Source organism: Cyclobacterium sp. 1_MG-2023, from assembly GCF_030546805.1.
Taxonomy (GTDB): Bacteria; Bacteroidota; Bacteroidia; order Cytophagales; family Cyclobacteriaceae; genus Cyclobacterium.
Window position 1 is genome coordinate 141,870 of record NZ_JAUOPC010000003.1, and the last position, 19,638, is coordinate 161,507.

Here is a 19,638-nt window from a genome sequence, read left to right on the forward strand (position 1 = left end):
GTAGGCTTAAGGAGGAATTTGAGTTAAAAAAGGCTTGGGAATTCCTTAAACGATGAGACCGCTCCACCCTTTCCTATCTCAGCATGCTCCAGAAGGGGCGAACAGGGAAGACATAGCCGTTTTTAAATCAATTTAGATTGAGGTGGGATTATAAATTGGTTCGCTAAGCTTCAATAATTGATGGCCCTGATTAAATTTCTTTTGGTCAGGGCTTTCTTGGTAAGGAGTCTTGGGGGGCAGCAAAGAATTCTGCCATCCGTAAGAAATTTTGAGGTAATTTAAATATAAACAAAAACAAGTATATTCAACCTTTGATTGATTAACCTTTGAAAAGCAAAAATTAACTCCATGAATAAGTTAACTAGTCTTTTGTTTTGTTTTATGGTGCTTTTTTCATCTTGTCAAAGCCCTCGAAAGAATCCCAACATTATTTTAATTATGACAGATGACCAAGGATGGTATGATGCGGGGTTTAATGGAAATACCCTGATAAAGACGCCAAACCTTGATCTATTGGCATCCAATGGAGTTGTTTTTAATAGATTTTACTCAGCATCAGCAGTGTGCTCACCCACTAGAGCAAGTTTGATTACAGGAAGGAATCCATTAAGAATGGATATTCCTTATGCAAATACAGGTCATATGAAACCTGAAGAAATAACCATCTCAGAGTTACTTGAAGAAGAAGGATATGCAACAGGGCATTTTGGAAAATGGCATTTAGGAACATTGTCAAAAGATGTTCCTGACGCTAATCGGGGAGGAAAAGCAACGTTTCTTAAAGATTATTCAATTCCTTCAGAACATGGATATACCACATTTTTTAGTACGGAATCAAAAGTGCCTACTTATGATCCTATGGTTTATCCTAAGGAGTTTATTGAAGGAGAAAGTATGCGTTTTGGTTGGAGGGCAGTGGAACAAAATGATAGTACGAGTGATTATGGCACGTTCTATTGGAAAGGTGAAAACCAGAGAGAAACAATCAATTTAACCGGTGATGATTCACGTGTTATAATAGATAGGGTTATCCCTTTTATAAACGGAGCGCAGGAAAAGAATCAACCTTTCTTTTCAACAATTTGGTTTCATACCCCTCATTTACCGGTTGTTACTGATAGTTCATTTAGGAATGAATATCCGGATATGAAATTGCCTGAGCAATTGTATTATGGATCTATTACCGCCATGGACCAGCAAATTGGCAGGCTCTGGGAAGCATTGGAGAAGGCCGGAATTGCTGAGGAAACCATTATTTTCTTTTGCAGCGACAATGGTCCTGAAGAACGAACCCCGGGAAGTGCAGGGCCTTTTCGCGGTCAAAAAAGAAGTTTATATGAAGGAGGAGTAAGGGTTCCTGCATTTATGATTTGGAAAAATAATATTAAAGGTGGCAGAAAGATAGATTTTCCCGCATTTACAAGCGATTACCTTCCAACCATTCTGGATGTATTGGAACTTGACTATCCCGATACCAGGCCACTTGATGGAGTTAGTATTTTGAAGGCCATTCAGGGGGAAGAAACCATAAGACAAAAACCTATGGGGTTTATTTGTAAACCACATACTTCTTGGGTAACACATCAATATAAACTTATCGGCAATGAGGATCTTCAATCATTTGAACTCTATGATTTGTTGAAAGATCCCTCCGAAAAGAACAATGTCATTGATGTGTTTCCGGAGGTTGCCCATACCTTAGAGGCAGAACTAGTTGAATGGCATAGGTCTGTCCAGAATAGCAAAAGTGGATTGGATTATTAATAAATAAGATAAGCTTAAATTATACCCATCCTTGTTTCAATAAAAGATTGAGGTTTAGTCCTCAATCTTTTATTCATTTTAAATACTTAAAATCTAGAGAACTTAATAGGCAAAGATTTTTTAAAAATTTTCATCAATCACTCTTTCTATCATTTCAAATGTCAAAGGTTTATTAAAAAATCCATTGATTAATCCTTTGCTTTTTGCTTTATCTTTGTCATCCGGGTTGACTGATGTGGTCAACATGACAACCACAATTTTAGCTTTTTTCCCTTCATCCAATTTATCATATTCCTCAAGGAATTCCCATCCGCTCATGGCAGGCATATTGATGTCTAGAAAAATAATGTCAGGTTGAGGGTATTTTCCGTCTTCCATCTTTTCTAAATACTCTAATGCTTCATATCCACTTAGTACTTCAACTACCCTTTCCACCAAATTTGTTTCCATAATAATTTCATTATGAAGGAAATTAGTCGCTTTATCATCATCAATCAATAGGATGCAATTGATCTTTTTTCTCATTATAAACTGTTTTTATCGTAAAACTAAAAGTACTTCCGCTACCTGGAGTTGAATCTACCCATATTTTGCCACCATGCAAATCTACTATTTTCCTGCAATGAGCCAGGCCTATTCCAGAGCCATCATATTCATCTTTACTATGGAGTCGCTTAAAAATTTCAAAGATTTTCTCTTGATGATTAGCAGATATTCCAATGCCATTGTCTTTAACCATAAATAAAAAACCATCTGCCATAGGTCTGGCAGTTATTTCTATATAAGGTTTAACTTCTTTACTTCTAAATTTAATCCCATTCGAAATTAAATTTTGAAATAACAACCTTAATGGAGTTTCATAACCTATTATTGTAGGTAAGGTGTTAACAATAACAGTTGCATCGGCATCAGCAATTTTTTTATCAAGGTCAATTTTGATTTCTTCAATGAGTTCATTACACGCGATCCGTGAAAGTTTGCTGTTTTTATCTATTCTGTTATAGTCCAAGAGGCTTTTGATTAGTTGACTCATTCTTACTGTTGCTTCTTGAATGAAATCTAGACTTTTAATACCAATGTCATCAAAATGATGTTTTTGCTTTCTGGCAAGAAGATCTGTGAAATTAATAACTGTACGCAAGGGTTCTTGAAGATCATGGCTGGCGACAAAGGCGAATTGTTCTAATTCTTTGTTTTTGTACTCTAGCTTTTTTAAGTATTGTAACCGATCCTCCTCGGCATTTTTTCTATCAGTAATATCTTGCCTTAAAGCCATAAATTCTGTTATTTGATTGTCTTCATTCTTAAAGGGAACAATGGCTGTTAATACCCAATAATATGAACCATCCTTGGCTTTATTTTTAATTTCATCAATCCAAATTTCTCCGGACCTTATGGTTTTCCACATTTTGGAAAAAAATTGTTTATCATGGTGACCCGAGTTTAGGATGGAATGGGTTTTACCAATCAATTCATTTTCGCCATATTTTGAAATTTTACAGAAAGTTTCGTTTACTTCAGTGATCACTCCATATTTATCGGTTATTGCCAAAATAAAAGCTTTATCTATTCCATTTTTAAATTGTTTTAAATACCTATTGCTCTTTCTAAAGTCATTTTCTACCAATTGCTTTTCTATATCAGTTTTATTTAATCCCAGAGCAATGTAAGTGATATAAAATATGCTTAACGGTATAAAAATCGTAGCGTAGGCAATCAAGCCAAAATCGAATGAAAATAATTCTTTTTCAATTGCAATTACCAAAAGGTAATTGAAAATAATTGGAAAGAGTATCATCAATGGCAATACCTTTCGAATCAATTTGCTACCTGCAAAATTTCCCCAAATCAACGGGAGAAGCTCATGTTTTGTATTTTTTAAAATTTTTAAAATGGAAATTAAAAAGAACAGTAGAGAAGTATGAATGGCCATAGATTGAAAAAGTATTCCTTTATGCCCCATTGGAATAAATAAAATGTAAGCGGTAATGGCAAGGATAGAAATAAAGACGATCAAGGCATTTAAAAATCCCGCTGCTTTCTTAAAGAAATTGTTAGCTGAAATTTCTGCGATAAACCCTAACCCAAGAAATACTGAACAAACTGCTGTGGCCGGAGACATTCTTCCGGGATACTTTGAAGAAAATTTATCTGATACAAATAAATTGTCAATTGAAAATACTGACCACCCGGTATATTCTAATAGGGTAAATACTCCTATAATGACAATGATTAGAGCCAATGAGTAATAAATAAATAGAATTGCTGTTTTTTTTGTTTTTTGGATAACTAATAATATGCCTGTCAGTAGAAAAACCAAAGCCGTGTTAAATTTCATTGTGGCACTGCCGGGAATTATACTTAATATTTGTTTTTCCTCAAAATACCAACCTAGCAATACAGTGAAGCTTAAAAATAAACTAGTAATTATTGCCAAACCTTCAATATTTTTAATTATTGATTCAGATAATTTTGGGTTTAAACTGTTATTTGTAACAGATTTTTTCATGAATTTTGGGTATAGCTCTGGCTAAATGAATTGCTGAATAAACTTTAAAAATATATAAAGATAAATAAATTCACTATTTTAATTAAAAAAATAGTCGATAATGTAATGGTATGTGTTACGGTTAAATTAAATTTTTGTTCAATAAAAAAGTTAATTAGTTGAATTGAAAATAGTTTTTATAAGTTAAAATAAGGAATCTTCGAAAGAAACTAAATGTTCAATTACTGTAATTCACAGGTTAATAGAGTGGTGATATCTACTTAATATTAATCTAAATTAGTTAATAATATATGGATTATTAGTTAAAATTGATTATTTCTTTGGTAAAAAACTGAAAAGGAAAATGAATCAATACTAAATTTGATTTTATTTAAATATTTAGAAAGCTTACCGGTTTATGATCTAGATAAAAGTAGACCTGCCAATCTATTCATTAGCAGGTCTCGGATTAGTTTATTATTTATTTAAAATAGAACTAAACTAAAAGTTTTCATCAATAACTTTTTCTATCATTTCAACAGTAAGGGGTTTATTAAAAAATCCGTTAATAAAGCCTTTGCTTAATGCTTTTTCTTTATCATCGGGGTTAATTGATGTGGTTAACATGACTACTACAATTTTACCTTTTTTTCCTTCGTCCAGTTGATCATACTCTTCGAGGAATTCCCATCCATTCATTGCCGGCATATTTATATCAAGAAAGATTAATTCTGGCTGAGGATATTTTCCGCCTTCCATTTTTTCTAAATATTCCAGCGCCTCAAAACCACTATGAACGGCAACTACTTTTTCAGCCCGACCTGAATCATTTATTATTATTTTATGTAAAAAATTTGTTGGTTCATCATCATCAATCAATAGTATGCATTTAACTTTCTTAGTCATGTTCTTTAATTTTTATGGTAAAATAGAAGGTGCTACCTTCATCATCTATCGAATCTACCCAAATTTGACCTTGGTGCAGATCTACAATTTTTCTGCAATGGGCAAGCCCTATACCTGAGCCTTTGTATTTATTTTTGTTGTGCAGCCGTTGGAAAATTACAAAGATCTTATCCTTATATTTGGGAGAAATGCCAATACCATTGTCTCGGATGGAAAAAAGCCACTCGCCGGCTTTTAGTGTAGCATTAATTTCAATAAGTGGTTTTATGTCTTTTTTTCTGAATTTTATTGCGTTATTGATTAGGTTTTGGAAAAGCAGCCGCAGCGGCGTTTCATAACCAAATAAGGTAGGCAAATTATTATATATGAGGGTAGCCTCAGCATCATCGATATTCATGCTAAGGTCTTTTTCTACATCTTTAACCAACTGATTGCAATCTATTTGCGTCAAGATATTGTCCTTGTCCAATCGGTTGTAATCCAATAAATTTTTTATAAGTTCACTCATTCTGCTTGTGGCATCTTGAATATACTGTAAACTTTTTAAGCCTAATTCATCAAAATATTCCGTTCTTCTCTTGGCAAGTAATTCCGTAAAATTATTGACAGTTCTTAAGGGTTCTTGAAGATCGTGGCTTGCCACATAGGCAAATTGTTCAAGTTCTTTGTTTTTGTATTCTAGCTTTTTGAAATAATCACTTTTTGACTCTTCAGCGGTTTTTCGTTCAGTAATATTCTGGCTCAGAGACATGAATTCAAATATCTCTCCTTTATCATTTTTAAAAGGGATAATCGCGGTTAAAGTCCAATGGAAGGAACCATCTTTTCCTTTGTTTTTCATTTCGTCTACCCAAATTTCTCCTGAATCAACTTTTTTCCATATGTCAGTATAGAATTTTTCTTCGTGGTGTCCGGAACGTAATATGGATATGTTTTGATTTAATATTTCATCTTTTCCATATTTAAATACTTCACAGAATAATTCATTTACATAAGTAAAGTTCCGATTAATATCTAATGTGCCAATTAGCGAGACCTGATCTACTCCCTGTTTGAATCGCTTAAGGTAATACCTGTTACTGTCTTCTAATTCTTGCCCAAGTTTTCGTCTTTCTTTCTCGGATTTGTTGAGTCCTATAGCAATATAGGATACGTAAATTATGCTTAATGGAATAAAAATAGCTGCATAAGCTACCAAGCCAAAGTCAACTGAAATGAATTCTTGATTGATTCCAAAAATTAATATAAAACTGTAGAATATTGGAAAAAGAATAATTACCGGTAGAATTTTTCTGGTTAACTTGCTTCCCTCATAATCACCAATTAAAATTTGGTGAAAAGAAGAATTAGGGTTGTTAAATAGTTGTAAGGTAGAAATCAAAAGAAATAGCCCGGAGGTGTGAATGGCCATTGATTTGAAGAATACAGTTTTGCTGGAAAGTGGAATTAAAAGTAGGTAAGAAATAATGGCTACAAGAGAAAGTATAGCTGTGAACTTGAAGGAATATAATCCGATTTTGTTAATGGCTTTGTTTGATGAAATCCTTCCTAAAAAACCGACACCAATTAGGATTGAGCAAATGGCGGTGGCAGGAGACATTCTTCCAGGATTAGTTGTAGTCAATTTATCAGGTATAAAAATATTGTCAATGGAGAAAAATGACAAACCCAGATGCTCTGCTATAGTAAATGCCCCAATAAAAATCATTGTATAGGACAATGCCTTATAAAGGGATTTGAATTCGGATTTGTTTTTTTTCGATAAAAATAAAATGATACCTGAAAAAAGAAAGATTAAGGCTGTATTGAATTTCATTGTTGCAGCCTGAGGTATAATGCTCAATATTCCGACTAATTCTAAAACCCAACCTAAGATTACAGATATGCTAATAAGCAAACAAAAAGCAACAACTACTTTGCTAAATATGTGCTCTTTGAATTTAACTGAACTATTAGATACCATAGGATTAGAATAATCAATTGATTACAAGTTGATTGGGTAATTATTGTTCTTTATTTAATTTATAAAAGCTATAAATTAAATAACAGTTATTCTATAAAATAGTTTGCATTATGGATTTTGTTTATTCAACCCATTAAATTAAACCTGAAAATCTAAAATAAATATAAATATATTAATAATTGATATAATAAAATAAATAAGGTGTGTAACTTATTTATTTTTCGGTCATGTAGGAATTATGTTGTTGTAATCGAACCTAAGAATGGAGACATTATGCAAGCATTATTCATTTACAATTTACTAAGGGATCGTATTAACAAGGGATTATCTACCTCTGCTAAATTATAAATAAAACCATTCTCAAATTCTGCTAAGGCCTACAGAATAATTATTATGACTGCTAAAGTGAAAAGGTCAAAAACCTTTTTGGGTGATTTTAGCAATAATAAATTTTAAAACTATTTTGGGTATAAAGAAACCTAGTTAATTCGGATTTCCTGACAATAAGATTGCTATAAGCTGTTAAATTATGGTTCTAATCTCACTATCACTTTTCATTCAATTTTTAAAGATAAATAAATATGTCAATATTCAATTGTTGAAATTTGTTTTTATTGAAATATGAACGTAAAGGGTTGATTCACAATCAAAAAAAAATAAAATTCACTAAACAAAATATGATGATTTTGTAGTTATACTAAGATAATAAATGGTCTGTCAGTATCCTACTTTCCTACCCTTCATCAATATTTAGGCAAGCGTATACATCTTTTATATTTTCTATTTTATCGGTTAAAACCACTAATTTATCATTTACTTCCAATATGGTAGATCCATTAGGCATGAGGTAGTTGTCGTCCCGTTCTATCATTGCAATGATGGCGTTTTTAGGGAAATTTAAATCTACAATTTGTTTCCCTATTGCCTCCGTATTTTTTTTGATTTTTATCTCTCTCAAAATGGTCTTGGGATGTTCTTCCATGAACTCATCAGTGAGTTTAGGTTTTTTTGCGCTTTCCGGAAGACCTACTTTGAGCCATTTTGCTACCAGGGAAATGGTGGTGCCCTGAATCAAAACAGAACTAAGCGCCACAAAAAAGACAATATTAAAAATTATGTTGGCTTTCTCAATGCCTGCCAGTAACGGATAAGTAGCGAAAACTATGGGTACCGCTCCCCTTAAGCCCACCCAGGAAATATAGAACCTCCGCCGAAGTTTCATTTTAAATGGGGTGAGGGAGATAAATACGGCAAGCGGACGAGCTATAAATATTAGGAATAATGAAATTATTAGTCCAATGCCGATATATGGGATTATCTGTGTGGGGAAAACCAATAAGCCCAATGTAAGGAACAACACAATTTGCATCAACCAAGCCAAACCATCGAACATTCTAAGGATGGTGTTTTTATGAATTATATTTTGATTACCCAGATAAACTGAACAAATGTAGATGGCTAGAAATCCATTGCCATATAGGGTGTTGGTAGCTGAAAAAGTAATGAACATCAAGGCTATTGTCAATGCCGGGTAAAGCCCCTCAAAATCCAGTTTAATTTTATTAATAATCCATTTGCTAAGCTTACCAAATAGTAACCCCGAAACACCACCTATGAGCATTTGTGATATAAAAAGCGGTAGGATTGAAGATATTCCTTTATCGGGTTCCTGAACCAATGATAAAAAGGCGATGGTCAGCACATAGGCCATGGGATCATTACTTCCACTTTCCAATTCCAATGTAGGCCTTAAATTCTTCTTTAATGCTAAATTTTTGCCCCTTAAAATTGAAAAAACCGCTGCAGCATCTGTGGAAGAAACAATCGCACCTAAAAGCAAACTTTCGAATAAAGTAAAATCAGTGATCAAATACACGAAATAGCCTAGTCCCAAGGCTGTTAAAAAGACCCCAAGAGTAGATAAAACAATTCCTTCCTTCAAAACAGGTTTGACGGACGGCCATTTGGTGTCTAAGCCACCAGAAAAAAGGATGAAATTGAGAGAAACAATACCTATAAATTGAGCAACTTCAGGATTGTCAAAATAGATACCACCAATACCATCTGAGCCGGCTAACATTCCTATGGTTAGGAAAAGCAATAAAGTTGGTATTCCAAAACGGTAACTTGGCTTTCCGACAATGATGCTAATAAATAATAGCACAGAGCCTATCAATATGATATTCTCAATTGTTATGTTCATTCAATTTTGTTTAGTTATTTGAATAGGTGAAAAAATACCTTTACCCTGATAAATTTGGCGTAATATTTAGTGCTGTTTTGCAAAATTAAAGAAATCTTGATGGTTTCTTTTAAATACTTTAAAAAATAGTTTAAACTTCTGGTGTAACCTTGAATACAACTATATTAATCCAAGCTAATGGATGAATTGATCTTAATCATAAAATATCATTTATTTAAAGGATGTTTGAAAATGTTTGGCATGAAAAGGGCTCGGACATCATCTGTTCAAGCCCTTTTTTAATAATTCCTTTATCTATTAAAAGTGAAGGATGGAAGTTTTATTTTTTCTCCACCTTTCATGGCCGATTCATGCGCTAAAATACCTACACAAGTAATGTTGGCAGATTGTCTGGCATTAGGGTAAGGGTCTCTGTTTTCTTGCAAGGCAGTGACAAATTCATGAACTAAGTGGGGGTGGGAGCCTCCATGTCCGGCCCCTTGAATAAAGGATAGATGCTGATTGTCCTCTTCATCATAGACCCCGGAAGTAGTGAACGGGGAAATTTCCTCAGGAAGTAAATGCGCATAATCCGGAATTTTAACTTTTTCAGGGATCTCTCCCGTATGCACTACGCTGTCTTCATGTTCTATCAAAGTCCATTCAAAGGTCTTTTCAGATCCGTAGGCATCAAAACTCTCTCTGTATTGCCTGGCAGTGTTGAATAGGGAGCGGGTTACTTCTGCAGAAAGGTCGCTGTCTTTTAATTTGATATGGCAACTCTCAATGGCAAATGGAGAGCCATACTTTTCTATCAGGTTTTCATCGATTCTTCCCGAGCCAAAACATGACACATACTCAGCCTCTGCCTTGGGTAAAGCCAATACCGGCCCTACACAATGGGTGGCATAATGCATGGGAGGTAGGCCCTCCCAGTAGCCTGGCCAACCGGCCATTTCTTGCTGGTGACTTGCTCGTAAAAATTGTAATTTTCCCATGGCACCACTTTCATACATCTCCTTCACAAAAAGGAATTCCCTGCTATAAATCACAGTTTCCATCATCATATAAGTGAGCCCTGTGCGTTCGGTTTCTTCCACGATTTGACGACATTCCTCTACTGTGGTGGCCATCGGAACAGTACAGGCCACATGTTTGCCCGCCCTAAGAGCTTTAAGAGATTGTTCCGCATGAGCTTGAATAGGGGTGTTGATGTGAACCGCATCAATTTCAGGGTCTTTTAGCAATTCATCGTAGTCAGAATACCTTTTTTCTATACCAAAGGCATCACCAATCTCATTCAATTTTTCTTTATTCCTTTGGCAAATGGCATATATATTGGCCGCAGGGTGTTTTTGATAAATAGGAATAAATTCTGCGCCAAATCCCAGTCCTATGATTGCAATGTTTAGTTTTTTACTCATCTCCGCAAATTTTTTGGGTTTCTACTAATGATTGATTTTGGTTTATTGATTAGACCAATTCTTTAAAAATTTATAACCGTCAGAAGCAAATTTATCCTGACTCTCTGCAAAAGTACGCCATATGCAAACCGCACCGGCCAATTCTTTTACTTCCGGCGTGAAACTTTCTATTGTTACAGCTCCCTTATAGTTTATTTTTTCAAGTCCAGACCTAAAGTCTTCCCACCTGGTTTGCCCGGTTCCGGGAGTTCCACGGTGATTTTCTGACACCTGTACATGGATTAGTTTTTCACCGGCCTGTAAAATTGCCGCTTCGATGCTTGGCTCTTCAATATTCATATGAAATCCATCCAGTAAAACACCGGCAGCAGGATGGTTGATGTCTGATATTAATTGCATCAAATCAGCAGTAGTGTTGATCAGATCCGTTTCAAACCTATTTAAGGGTTCCAAGGCTATTTTTTGACCTGATATCTCAGCCATTCGGCAAACCTTCTGCAAATTGGTTACGGCTCTTTGCCATTCAATTTTCTTTTGCTCAGGAGATACCAAGCGTGCTTTGCCTACAGCTGAATACATGGGACCGGCCACAAATTGAGCCCCAAGGGCTGCGCTGGTATCGAAACAGGCTTGAATATAATCCAAACTGTTTTGATGAAATGAAGGGTCTTCATGGGTAAGGTCTCGGTTTGTGCCGAAAGCAGCACAAATGACAGGGGTCAAGCCATTGTCTTTTAAAGCCTGATCAACTATTTTCGTATCAATCAATGAGGGGTCTTCTACCGGTATTTCTACGATGTCAAAACCCATATCTTTGATTTTAGGGAAAAGAGAAGCCGTTGCTGTGTTAAATGGAGAGGTCCAAAGCCAGGTACTAACCCCTAATTTTATGTTTAAAGCCATTACTTATTTATATTTTTATTGCCTATTCTACAATCATAACTCCATTCATTATTCTCCAATGCCCCGGTACAGTACATAAGAAAGGGTATTCTCCGGGTTTACTAGGAGCAGTAAACACCAAGCTTTCATTGCTGTCAGGGTTTACCAAAGGTGTAGAAGCGATTATTTCCGGTATTTTTGGAACAAAATTCATATTGGCCCCATCCGGATTTCTCGCCATTTCATCCGCTGCTTTGCCTATGACCTCTAAACTACCTGCCTTGCCTATCAATAGATTATGTTGCATAAAATCATTGTTCACGAAATCGATGGTTACCTGTTGACCTGCCTTTACTTTGAAGCTGGCTTTATCAAATTTCATTTCATGTGCAATGACTCCCATTTGGATGGTGACTGCACCTGCATTGTTAATTTCGGACTTTGTCTTTTTCGCTTCAATAGGATTCGTTGGATTAGCCATTAAAGGTGCCTCTAGCTTGAGAAAAGAGGATCCTCGGTCAATTCTTCCAGTAAAATAAGAACGATCTTTGTAATTTCCTACCTGAGCATCGGGTATATTGTCTTGCCCAATCCTAACCGATTCTTCATCAAAGTTTGCTGAAAATAAGCCGGGTGCTTTGCCTTTTGCCCTTTGCTTGTTGTCAATGCTTATGGCCATGTTGCCATCCCTCTCTAAAGTAGCATTGATCACAAACTGTTGATCAGGTAGTTGGCCCCTGGAAATAGCTAGGTGGCTTTCACCGGCTTGCTTGATCAGCCAATTAATCTTATTATCCGCTAAATACAGGCTATAACCATTGGTGTTGTTTCCTTGTGTTACAATAACCCCTTCCAAAGGTTTATCGGATTGGCTGATAGTGGCCTGAATATTGATTTCTTTACCTGCAACTTGCGGAGGGTAGGGGATTCCTGCTCTTCTATCCAACTTGTATTGCTCTTCTATCAAACTTTTGGCAATTTTCTCCTCTAAATTCCAAAGTGAATCGGGTTTATTTTCTTGCCTTAGCATTGAACCAGCACTTTCAAAAGCAGAAGGATGCGAAATTGCTGCAGTGAAAAAAGCTTGCGGAAGGTACTTGTCTGAAACATTTTCCTCTTCACGACTTGCTTTAAGAAGTAAATGGGAAACATCAGTTGTACTTGGCATAGCTGCGAGCGCAAGCAATGCCTCTTTTCTGGTGTTGAGATCTCTGTCCTGAATCAACCTGGCATCCAGAATGGCCTTTATTGTTTCTTCATTTTTTGGTAAAACCAGTAGGGTATTTTTTCTAACTCCGGCAGCAGGGTGCTTTAAGGCTTGCCTTACTACTTCCATAATTTCCCCATCCTTTCCATCCAATGCACCAATTCCATGCAGAGCCCATAATGCATGCACAGCAGGGGAGTTGAGGCCAATTTCATCCACCGATTGATCAGTTATGATATGGAGAAGGTCTTCAATTATTGAAGTGTTTTTATTTTCTACAATTAGCTTTTGCGCTGTCATTCGCCAAAACATATTGTCGCTTTTCAAGCCCCTAATAAGATCCGCATTGCTGGTAGGGTCAATCTTCATGGTATGGTAATCCCCGCCTTTATACACTAAGCGGTAAATTCTCCCATGCTCAGAATCCCTTAAAGGGTTGATATAGGCATTTCCTTCACCATTATCAAAGCCTTTGGGAGTGGGGTTGTGTTGGATTATGAAGTTGTACCAATCCGCTACCCATAGTGCGCCATCCGGACCAACTTCAGCATGTACGGGTGAAAACCACTCATCAGAACTAGCCAAAATATTAAACCCATTGGTCTCCTTGTAACCTGAGCCTTCGGGTTCAATTATGGCTTTATGTAATACCCTGCCTGTAGGTTCGGCTACAAAGGCCACTTTGTTCCAATAACTTTTGGGAAAACTTCTTGCGGTGTAAAAATTATGCCCGGAAGCAGCTGTGTAACCTCCATGCCAATCTACCTGGCGTAAATAGGGGGTAAGGTGAGGCATCTCAAAGTGACTGTCTATGCCATGTACAGCCTTTTCCGAACCTCCCCAAATCGGTCGTTTTAAATAATTATTGGACATAGAAAGGTAAGCGCTGTGCTGCCCATTAGCAGTTGAAATAAAGGTGTTAAATTCCTCAGTGAAACCCAATCCCCAAGTATTATTGCTGGTATTGCCAAGAAAAGTCAATTGAGATCCATCCGGAGAAAACCGATAAATTCCTTGACTAAAGGATAGGGCTTTGCCTTCTGATTCTCCATTAAATCCGGAATAGCCTAAAACACCCCATATTTTATTGTCAAAGCCATATTTTAGATTGGAAGGACCTGCATGGGTGTCACTTTTCCCCCAACCGGTAATGATAGTTTCTTTGGTGTCTGCCTTGTCATCCCCATCCGTATCCTTAAGGAATACAAAATCCGGAGCCATGGCTACCAAGAGTCCGCCATTGATAAAAACCATGCTAGTGGGGATGTTTAGACCATCTGCGAAAACCGTAACTTTATCTGCTTTGCCATCGCCATCTGTATCTTCCAAAATTTTGATTTTATCATTGCCTCCTTCTTTTCTTACTTCATTGGGATAGTCGGCCGTTTCTATGGCATAAAGTCGCCCTTTATCATCCCAGGCAATGGCCATTGGGTTAATTATATCAGGTTCTGAAGCAAAAAGTTGTAACTCAAAACCAACTGGAATTTGTACCAATTTCATTGATTCCTCAGGGGAAAGAGGCAATTGAAATCGAGGTGCAGGATCTCTTTTTTCATAATTTGGAATTTTTGCATCTTCAAATTGTGGTTGTGGTATATCAAACACAGCCACCTGTTGAGCTACCTGATCACCAATGGCCCATAGAATTCCATTGGCCACCAATTCTTGAAACTCAGGTTGGTTCCAAGTTCTATCATCATGACCATAGGCAGTGTAGAAAACCCGCCCTTTTCCTTGCTCCCTAACCCAGGCATAAGGTTCCTTTTTTCCATCCTCAACCCTTTCCATCAAAATCGTCATGTCTTCGTTCAATTGACTGTGGACATAGGTTTCATCCCAAGTGGTGAATGTAGTGATGCCTTCCATCACGGGATGAGATGGAGCTGTAATGCTACTGCTGAATTCACCTGATCCATGGGAAGAAAATTGCCCTCCCACTGTTTCGATATACCAGTCAGAATTTTGAAAGCAAAATGAGCCACTGTGCAATGGAATCAATGCTTTACCACGTTCAACAAAATTTCTAAGGGCTTTTTCTTGTTCCTCTGAAATGGTTTCGTGATTGCTATAAATGATTAGACCGTCATAAAGTCTTAATTTGTTCTCATTAAGATCATTAAGCTGAGTGGTGTAAGTGAGGTTAATTCCCTTCTGGAATAAATGCCTGGCAAGAATAGGCATAAATTTTTCAGAGTCATGGTGCGTGCTGTTATGGCCAAGAAATAAAATTTCTGCTCTCCTTGGACCGTCAGACAATTCAATCTCATTGTTTCCTGTGCTACATGCCGTCCAGAATAGCATGACAAAGGCAATTATTCCTAGATTTTTCATTGTTGTTTTTGGGGTATTGCTATTTTAACCATATCAAAATGCTAATTTGAAGGATTAATAGTCTTTATGCTTACTGTTTTTTGTCTAATTATGACTGTTTATTGCCATTTTTATCTATTTTTAATGAATGATTCAGCAATATTTAATTACTATTGAAAAAAGCTTTTCAAAAATCTCGTATTCCTGAGCATAACGCCTATATAATAAAGGAGTTAGTGGCCCCAAGTTTTGACAAGAATTGGCATTTTCATCCTGAGTACCAATTGTTTTTGGTCTTGGAAGGGCATGGTACAAGGTTTGTTGGGGACGATATGCGACCCTTTCAACCAAATGATCTGGTACTTACAGGACCTAATTTGCCTCATTTATGGAGAAATGACCAAGCATACTTTGAAAAGGGTAGCGATTTGATGACACGTGGAATTGTTGTTTATTTCCCCGAAGATTTTTTAGGGGAAAAAATGTTAAAAAAAGAGGAGTTTGATGAATTTAATGCTTTAATGAAAAGGGCTACATTAGGGCTTCAAATTATTGGAAAGACCAATCAGAAAATTAAAGACAAACTTATTCGGTTGGTGCACAAAAAAGGAATGGCCAGGATCATTGGTCTCCTCGAAATATTGCTTATTATCTCCAAGTCTAAGGAGGTCAAAACGATTGTACAGGCAGGATACATTAATGCCAATAAGGAATCTGAAAAGGATAGAATGAGCAAGGTGCATGAGTTTGTGATGGATCATTTTCAACAGGACATCAAGCAAGAAGAAGTGGCAGAGTTAATCAATATGACCAGCACCTCATTTTCTAGGTATTTTAAGTCTAGGATGAATAAGTCTTTTTCCGATTTTCTTTCAGAAGTCAGAATAAGCCATGCCTGTAAATTGTTGCATTCAGAAAATATAAATATCAGTGAAATAAGTTATGAAAGTGGGTTCAATACCCTTTCAAACTTTAACCGACAGTTTAAGGGCAAAATGGGAGTAACGCCAAAGGTTTATAAAAGAGACTTCCAACCAAGATTTGAATAAAAGGTTCCAAGAATTATTAGGTGTTTACAATTCTAGGCGGGGGCTAATTTGATTAATAATGCTTATAGGTGGAAAGCAAACCCTTGAAGTTTGCCAGCCACCTGAGATTCTATTTTATTGAAATTGCTCCGGCTTCGGCAACTGAATGATCATTATCCACTGAACTGCCGCTAACACCTATGGCGCCAACAATTTCTCCAGAGCTATTTTTGATAGGGACTCCTCCCGGAAAAGTAATTAATCCATTGTTAGAATGTTCGATATTGTATAAGGTTCCACCGGGCTGGGAAAGCTCGCCTATAGCCCCGGTATTCATATCAAAATATCTGGCCGTTTTTGCTTTTTTTATGGAGATGTCTAATGAGCCCAACCAGGCACCATCCATTCGGGCAAAGGCAAGAAGGTTGGCTCCGGCATCCACTACGGCAATATTCATCTTGGTATCAAGTGCTTGGGCTTTACTTTTGGCAGCTGCAATGATTTCTTCAGCTTGATTGAGATTAATATTCATTATTTTTGGGTTTAATTATAATTAAAATGTTTAAAATTTGTATTATAATTTAAATATAGTGAATAGTTATAAATAAAGACATTATTTTGTTCAATGGTTGGTTGACTTCTTTGGCTCCGTCAAGGTCTTTAATCAGGGAAAAAATTTAGTTAAAAATACTGTTTAAAAAAAAATGGTCGGTTATGTTGGCTTTGACCGACGCTAAGCAGGATTTAAAGTTTTCTCTTGCTACATTAATTTTGCATCAATGTTTTTTGATTTTGGTACAAACAAATGCTAATTATCCATTAAGCCTTAGCAAACAGAGAAAAGGAATTAGGATATAATTTAAATTGTACAATCAGGTGATTATTGATAATATTATTTTTCCTATATGGTAGCCATTTCCAAACTCTTGGAGTTTGTCAGGCCCTAATGAGAGAGGATAGGGACCATCAATCACAGGTTTTATCTGTTTATTTTCATACATTCCCTCAATCTCTTTTAGGCCTTGATTTGATTTTAAGCTTAAAATTTCGAACCTTTTAGAAGAAATAACAGACAAAGCCTTGCCTAAAATGAGGGTAGAGAGCAAATAATTGATTTTCCCACCGATGCTAACATAAACCCCATTGGCTTTGAGGGATCTTGCGTAAGAGAAAGGTAATTTATCTGTCTTACAGTCTAGAATTAAATCGTATTGAATACCATTTTTCGTAAAATTTTCTAATTGATAGTTGATAAGATGATCATACCCTAAATTGGATAAAGCCTCGAATTTTTCCTGACGATCAACTCCTGTAACTTCACAATGATGGATTTTGGCCAATTGCAAGCCTATAGTGCCTACACCTCCTCCGGCCCCATTGATAAGGACCTTCATTCCATTTTTAATGCCTCCGATTTCTTTCATTCCTTGTAGTGCCAATAGCGCGGCATGGGGTAAAGCCGCAGCATCTTCATAGGTCATGGTTTTTGGTTTGGTGGCCAGGGCTTTTGGAGGTAAGGAAATGTATTCTGCAAATGTTCCAAAACCATGGGCAGAAGTATCGCCGTAAACTTCATCCCCAATTTCAAATTCAGTAACTTCGGAACCCACTGCTTCCACTGTACCGGATAATTCCATTCCCAAGCTTTTTGATTTCGGCTTTACCAATCCAAACATCAGTCTGTACATTAATGGCTTTCCCCTAACCAGGCTCCAGTCATAATCATTAATGGCAGTAGAATGAATTTTCACCAATACCTCATTTTTTTGGTAGGATGGCTTTTTCTGTTCAGTTAACCTTAAGACTTTTTTAGGTAAACCATATTTCTCTAGGGTCAGTGCTTTCATTGGTAATGAGATAGTGTGGATCTAAGAAATAAAAATACAACAAAGGATGAAATATCAAAGAAAGAAAAATAGCATACTATGAGAAATCAGTCTGTTTGGAGATTTCAACATACCATCGCTAAGATGAGTAGATAACAGCAATGAAGTGGTTGATTTTGAAGTGATTTCAGCATGCAATAAAATGTTTATTTCATATTTTGGCAGCGTGCTCCGATATAACTATGTGCGCTATCGCAGGTAAATGTTAACTCAATTGGTGTTTTTATAATTTATTTTTGGTTTTAAAGGATTTTTGCATCGTTTTTGTTTAGGTATTCGAAACAATTATGTTTAACTATTGTTGGGTATATATTAAACACAAATAAAATGAAACTCTCCTTTAAGTATATCGCAATTATTCTATTTTTCTGTATTTTGAGCTTCAATGAATCTCTTTTTAATACGGGGTCTAGAAGTGATGAAAAAATAAAAAAGATAGAAAATCTCTTCGTTCAAGCCCAAACCCTATTCGTTGATGGAGTTGAATTTGATCTAAAATAGGTTTGCCGGTATTGGTTTAATCCACTATTATTTTTTTTAACAAGATAAATTTCGTTTATCATTATTTTCAATTATATAAACAAAAAAGCATATTGTTGCCAATATGCTTTCCTGATAAGGTTTTGAACTTTTCTTTTAATCCATATGCACCTCATATGTTTTTTCGATTGTATTCCCATTGACATCTTCAGCCCTAATTGTCAAATCCAAATGATCGCCACTTTCAGGAAGAATAATCTTATTTTCGCCGGATAGAAGCGTTGAAAGATCTATATTTTGATTGTCCGGCAAATCAGGTCCGCTAACCTCTGATATCCACTGAGAACTTCCCCACATTTTATCGTAGAAGTATTCATCATTGCTGACCCTGTGATTATCTTCATCGTGATCGTGGTCTTCATCTTCCTCTTCCCCTAGTTTAATCCAGATAAAAGCCAAATCACCACTGAGTTCATGAACAGGCTTGCTAATTTCACCGGTTACGCTGAGGGCTTCACCTAAAGTGCCCAACAATTCCCCATCGTTGAGATTATTTACAGCAACTGTAGGGGCGTATTCAGTCCTAATATGGATAGTAGTCAGGTAACTGGATCCATCTGCAAAAGAAGTTTGGTTTCCATATATATCGGTTGCCGCGATGGAGAAGTCGTACATGCCTGCCAAAACAGGTCCGCTTAATCGGGAATTGTCTCCTGACCAATAAATATCCGTGGCAGTGTTATTTACATTTACCTTGGTTGAATTTTCTGGAAATTGAAAATCAGGATCACTGGCATCTATTGCATAGATGTCATCAACGGATAAGGTTTCAAAATCTGTCAGTACCCTCCCATGACTATGCCCATCAAAGTTCGCATGGACATTGACCTTGATTTGACCAACACCGGAGGGATCTTCAACGGAAAAACTAACAGGTATATGGTCCATTGTCTCTGTGAAAACCTCACCATGATCCGGGCTGATTTCATCTGCTGAGGCAGCATGGTCTATGGTTGGAGCTTCCAAGTCTTGTGGGTTCTCAGCAGTATTCTCACAGGAGGTAATACCAATAGCGAAAAGGCTTGCTATTAGAATGTTGATAGTCTTCATCTTTT

The 19,638-nt window shown here is 36.4% G+C and carries 13 protein-coding genes; 2 read left to right on the plus strand and 11 right to left on the minus strand.

The annotated features are described in order from the left end of the window. The first annotated feature begins 381 nt into the window (after positions 1-381). A complete protein-coding gene (locus Q4534_RS05265; RefSeq protein ID WP_198249261.1) occupies positions 382-1,764 on the plus strand; it encodes a sulfatase in 1,383 nt (460 codons plus the stop codon). A 120-nt stretch (positions 1,765-1,884) separates the two neighbouring features. On the opposite strand, the gene Q4534_RS05270 is transcribed toward Q4534_RS05265, so the two are convergent. The 8 genes from Q4534_RS05270 to Q4534_RS05305 form a co-directional block, all read right to left on the minus strand. Continuing rightward, the gene (locus Q4534_RS05270) at positions 1,885-2,289 is read right to left on the minus strand and encodes a response regulator (protein WP_014022795.1); all 405 of its coding nucleotides are present in this window, start codon (positions 2,287-2,289) and stop codon (positions 1,885-1,887) included. Further along, positions 2,255-4,273 carry an ATP-binding protein gene (locus tag Q4534_RS05275; protein WP_303612125.1) on the minus strand — a complete coding sequence of 673 codons (2,019 nt, stop codon included), beginning with the start codon at positions 4,271-4,273 and terminating at the stop codon, positions 2,255-2,257. The genes Q4534_RS05270 and Q4534_RS05275 overlap by 35 nt, the downstream gene beginning before the upstream one ends. 480 nt (positions 4,274-4,753) lie before the next feature. Next, positions 4,754-5,158, minus strand: a complete 405-nt coding sequence (locus tag Q4534_RS05280) for a response regulator (protein ID WP_014022793.1) — start codon at positions 5,156-5,158, stop codon at positions 4,754-4,756. After that, a complete protein-coding gene (locus tag Q4534_RS05285) occupies positions 5,151-6,974 on the minus strand; it encodes an ATP-binding protein (RefSeq protein ID WP_303612126.1) in 1,824 nt (607 codons plus the stop codon). Before Q4534_RS05285 ends, Q4534_RS05280 begins: the two co-directional genes overlap by 8 nt. Before the next feature lie 880 nt (positions 6,975-7,854). Next, positions 7,855-9,324 (minus strand): potassium/proton antiporter, encoded by a 1,470-nt coding sequence (locus Q4534_RS05290; protein WP_303612127.1) that lies wholly within the window; start codon positions 9,322-9,324, stop codon positions 7,855-7,857. Between the two features lie 290 nt (positions 9,325-9,614). Beyond that, complete coding sequence (locus Q4534_RS05295; RefSeq protein ID WP_303612128.1) at positions 9,615-10,727, minus strand: Gfo/Idh/MocA family protein; 1,113 nt, start codon at positions 10,725-10,727, stop codon at positions 9,615-9,617. Between the two features lie 42 nt (positions 10,728-10,769). Next, complete coding sequence (locus Q4534_RS05300; RefSeq protein ID WP_303612129.1) at positions 10,770-11,630, minus strand: sugar phosphate isomerase/epimerase; 861 nt, start codon at positions 11,628-11,630, stop codon at positions 10,770-10,772. 22 nt (positions 11,631-11,652) lie between these two features. Beyond that, positions 11,653-15,150 (minus strand): PVC-type heme-binding CxxCH protein, encoded by a 3,498-nt coding sequence (locus tag Q4534_RS05305; protein WP_303612130.1) that lies wholly within the window; start codon positions 15,148-15,150, stop codon positions 11,653-11,655. 152 nt (positions 15,151-15,302) lie between these two features. Here Q4534_RS05305 and Q4534_RS05310 point away from each other — a divergent pair, with 152 nt between their 5' ends. Next, positions 15,303-16,178, plus strand: coding sequence for an AraC family transcriptional regulator (locus Q4534_RS05310; protein WP_303612131.1), 876 nt, complete (start codon positions 15,303-15,305; stop codon positions 16,176-16,178). Between the two features lie 109 nt (positions 16,179-16,287). Here the strand turns inward: Q4534_RS05310 and Q4534_RS05315 are convergent, their stop codons facing one another. From Q4534_RS05315 to Q4534_RS05325, 3 genes are all read right to left on the minus strand, one after another. After that, on the minus strand, positions 16,288-16,689 hold the full coding sequence (locus Q4534_RS05315; protein ID WP_303612132.1) for a heme-binding protein: 402 nt from the start codon (positions 16,687-16,689) through the stop codon (positions 16,288-16,290). A 340-nt stretch (positions 16,690-17,029) separates the two neighbouring features. After that, positions 17,030-18,004: an NAD(P)-dependent alcohol dehydrogenase gene (locus Q4534_RS05320; RefSeq protein WP_303612133.1), complete on the minus strand. Its 975-nt coding sequence runs from the start codon at positions 18,002-18,004 to the stop codon at positions 17,030-17,032. A gap of 675 nt (positions 18,005-18,679) precedes the next feature. Then, positions 18,680-19,633: a DUF4625 domain-containing protein gene (locus Q4534_RS05325; RefSeq protein ID WP_303612134.1), complete on the minus strand. Its 954-nt coding sequence runs from the start codon at positions 19,631-19,633 to the stop codon at positions 18,680-18,682. Positions 19,634-19,638: the final 5 nt, after the last annotated feature.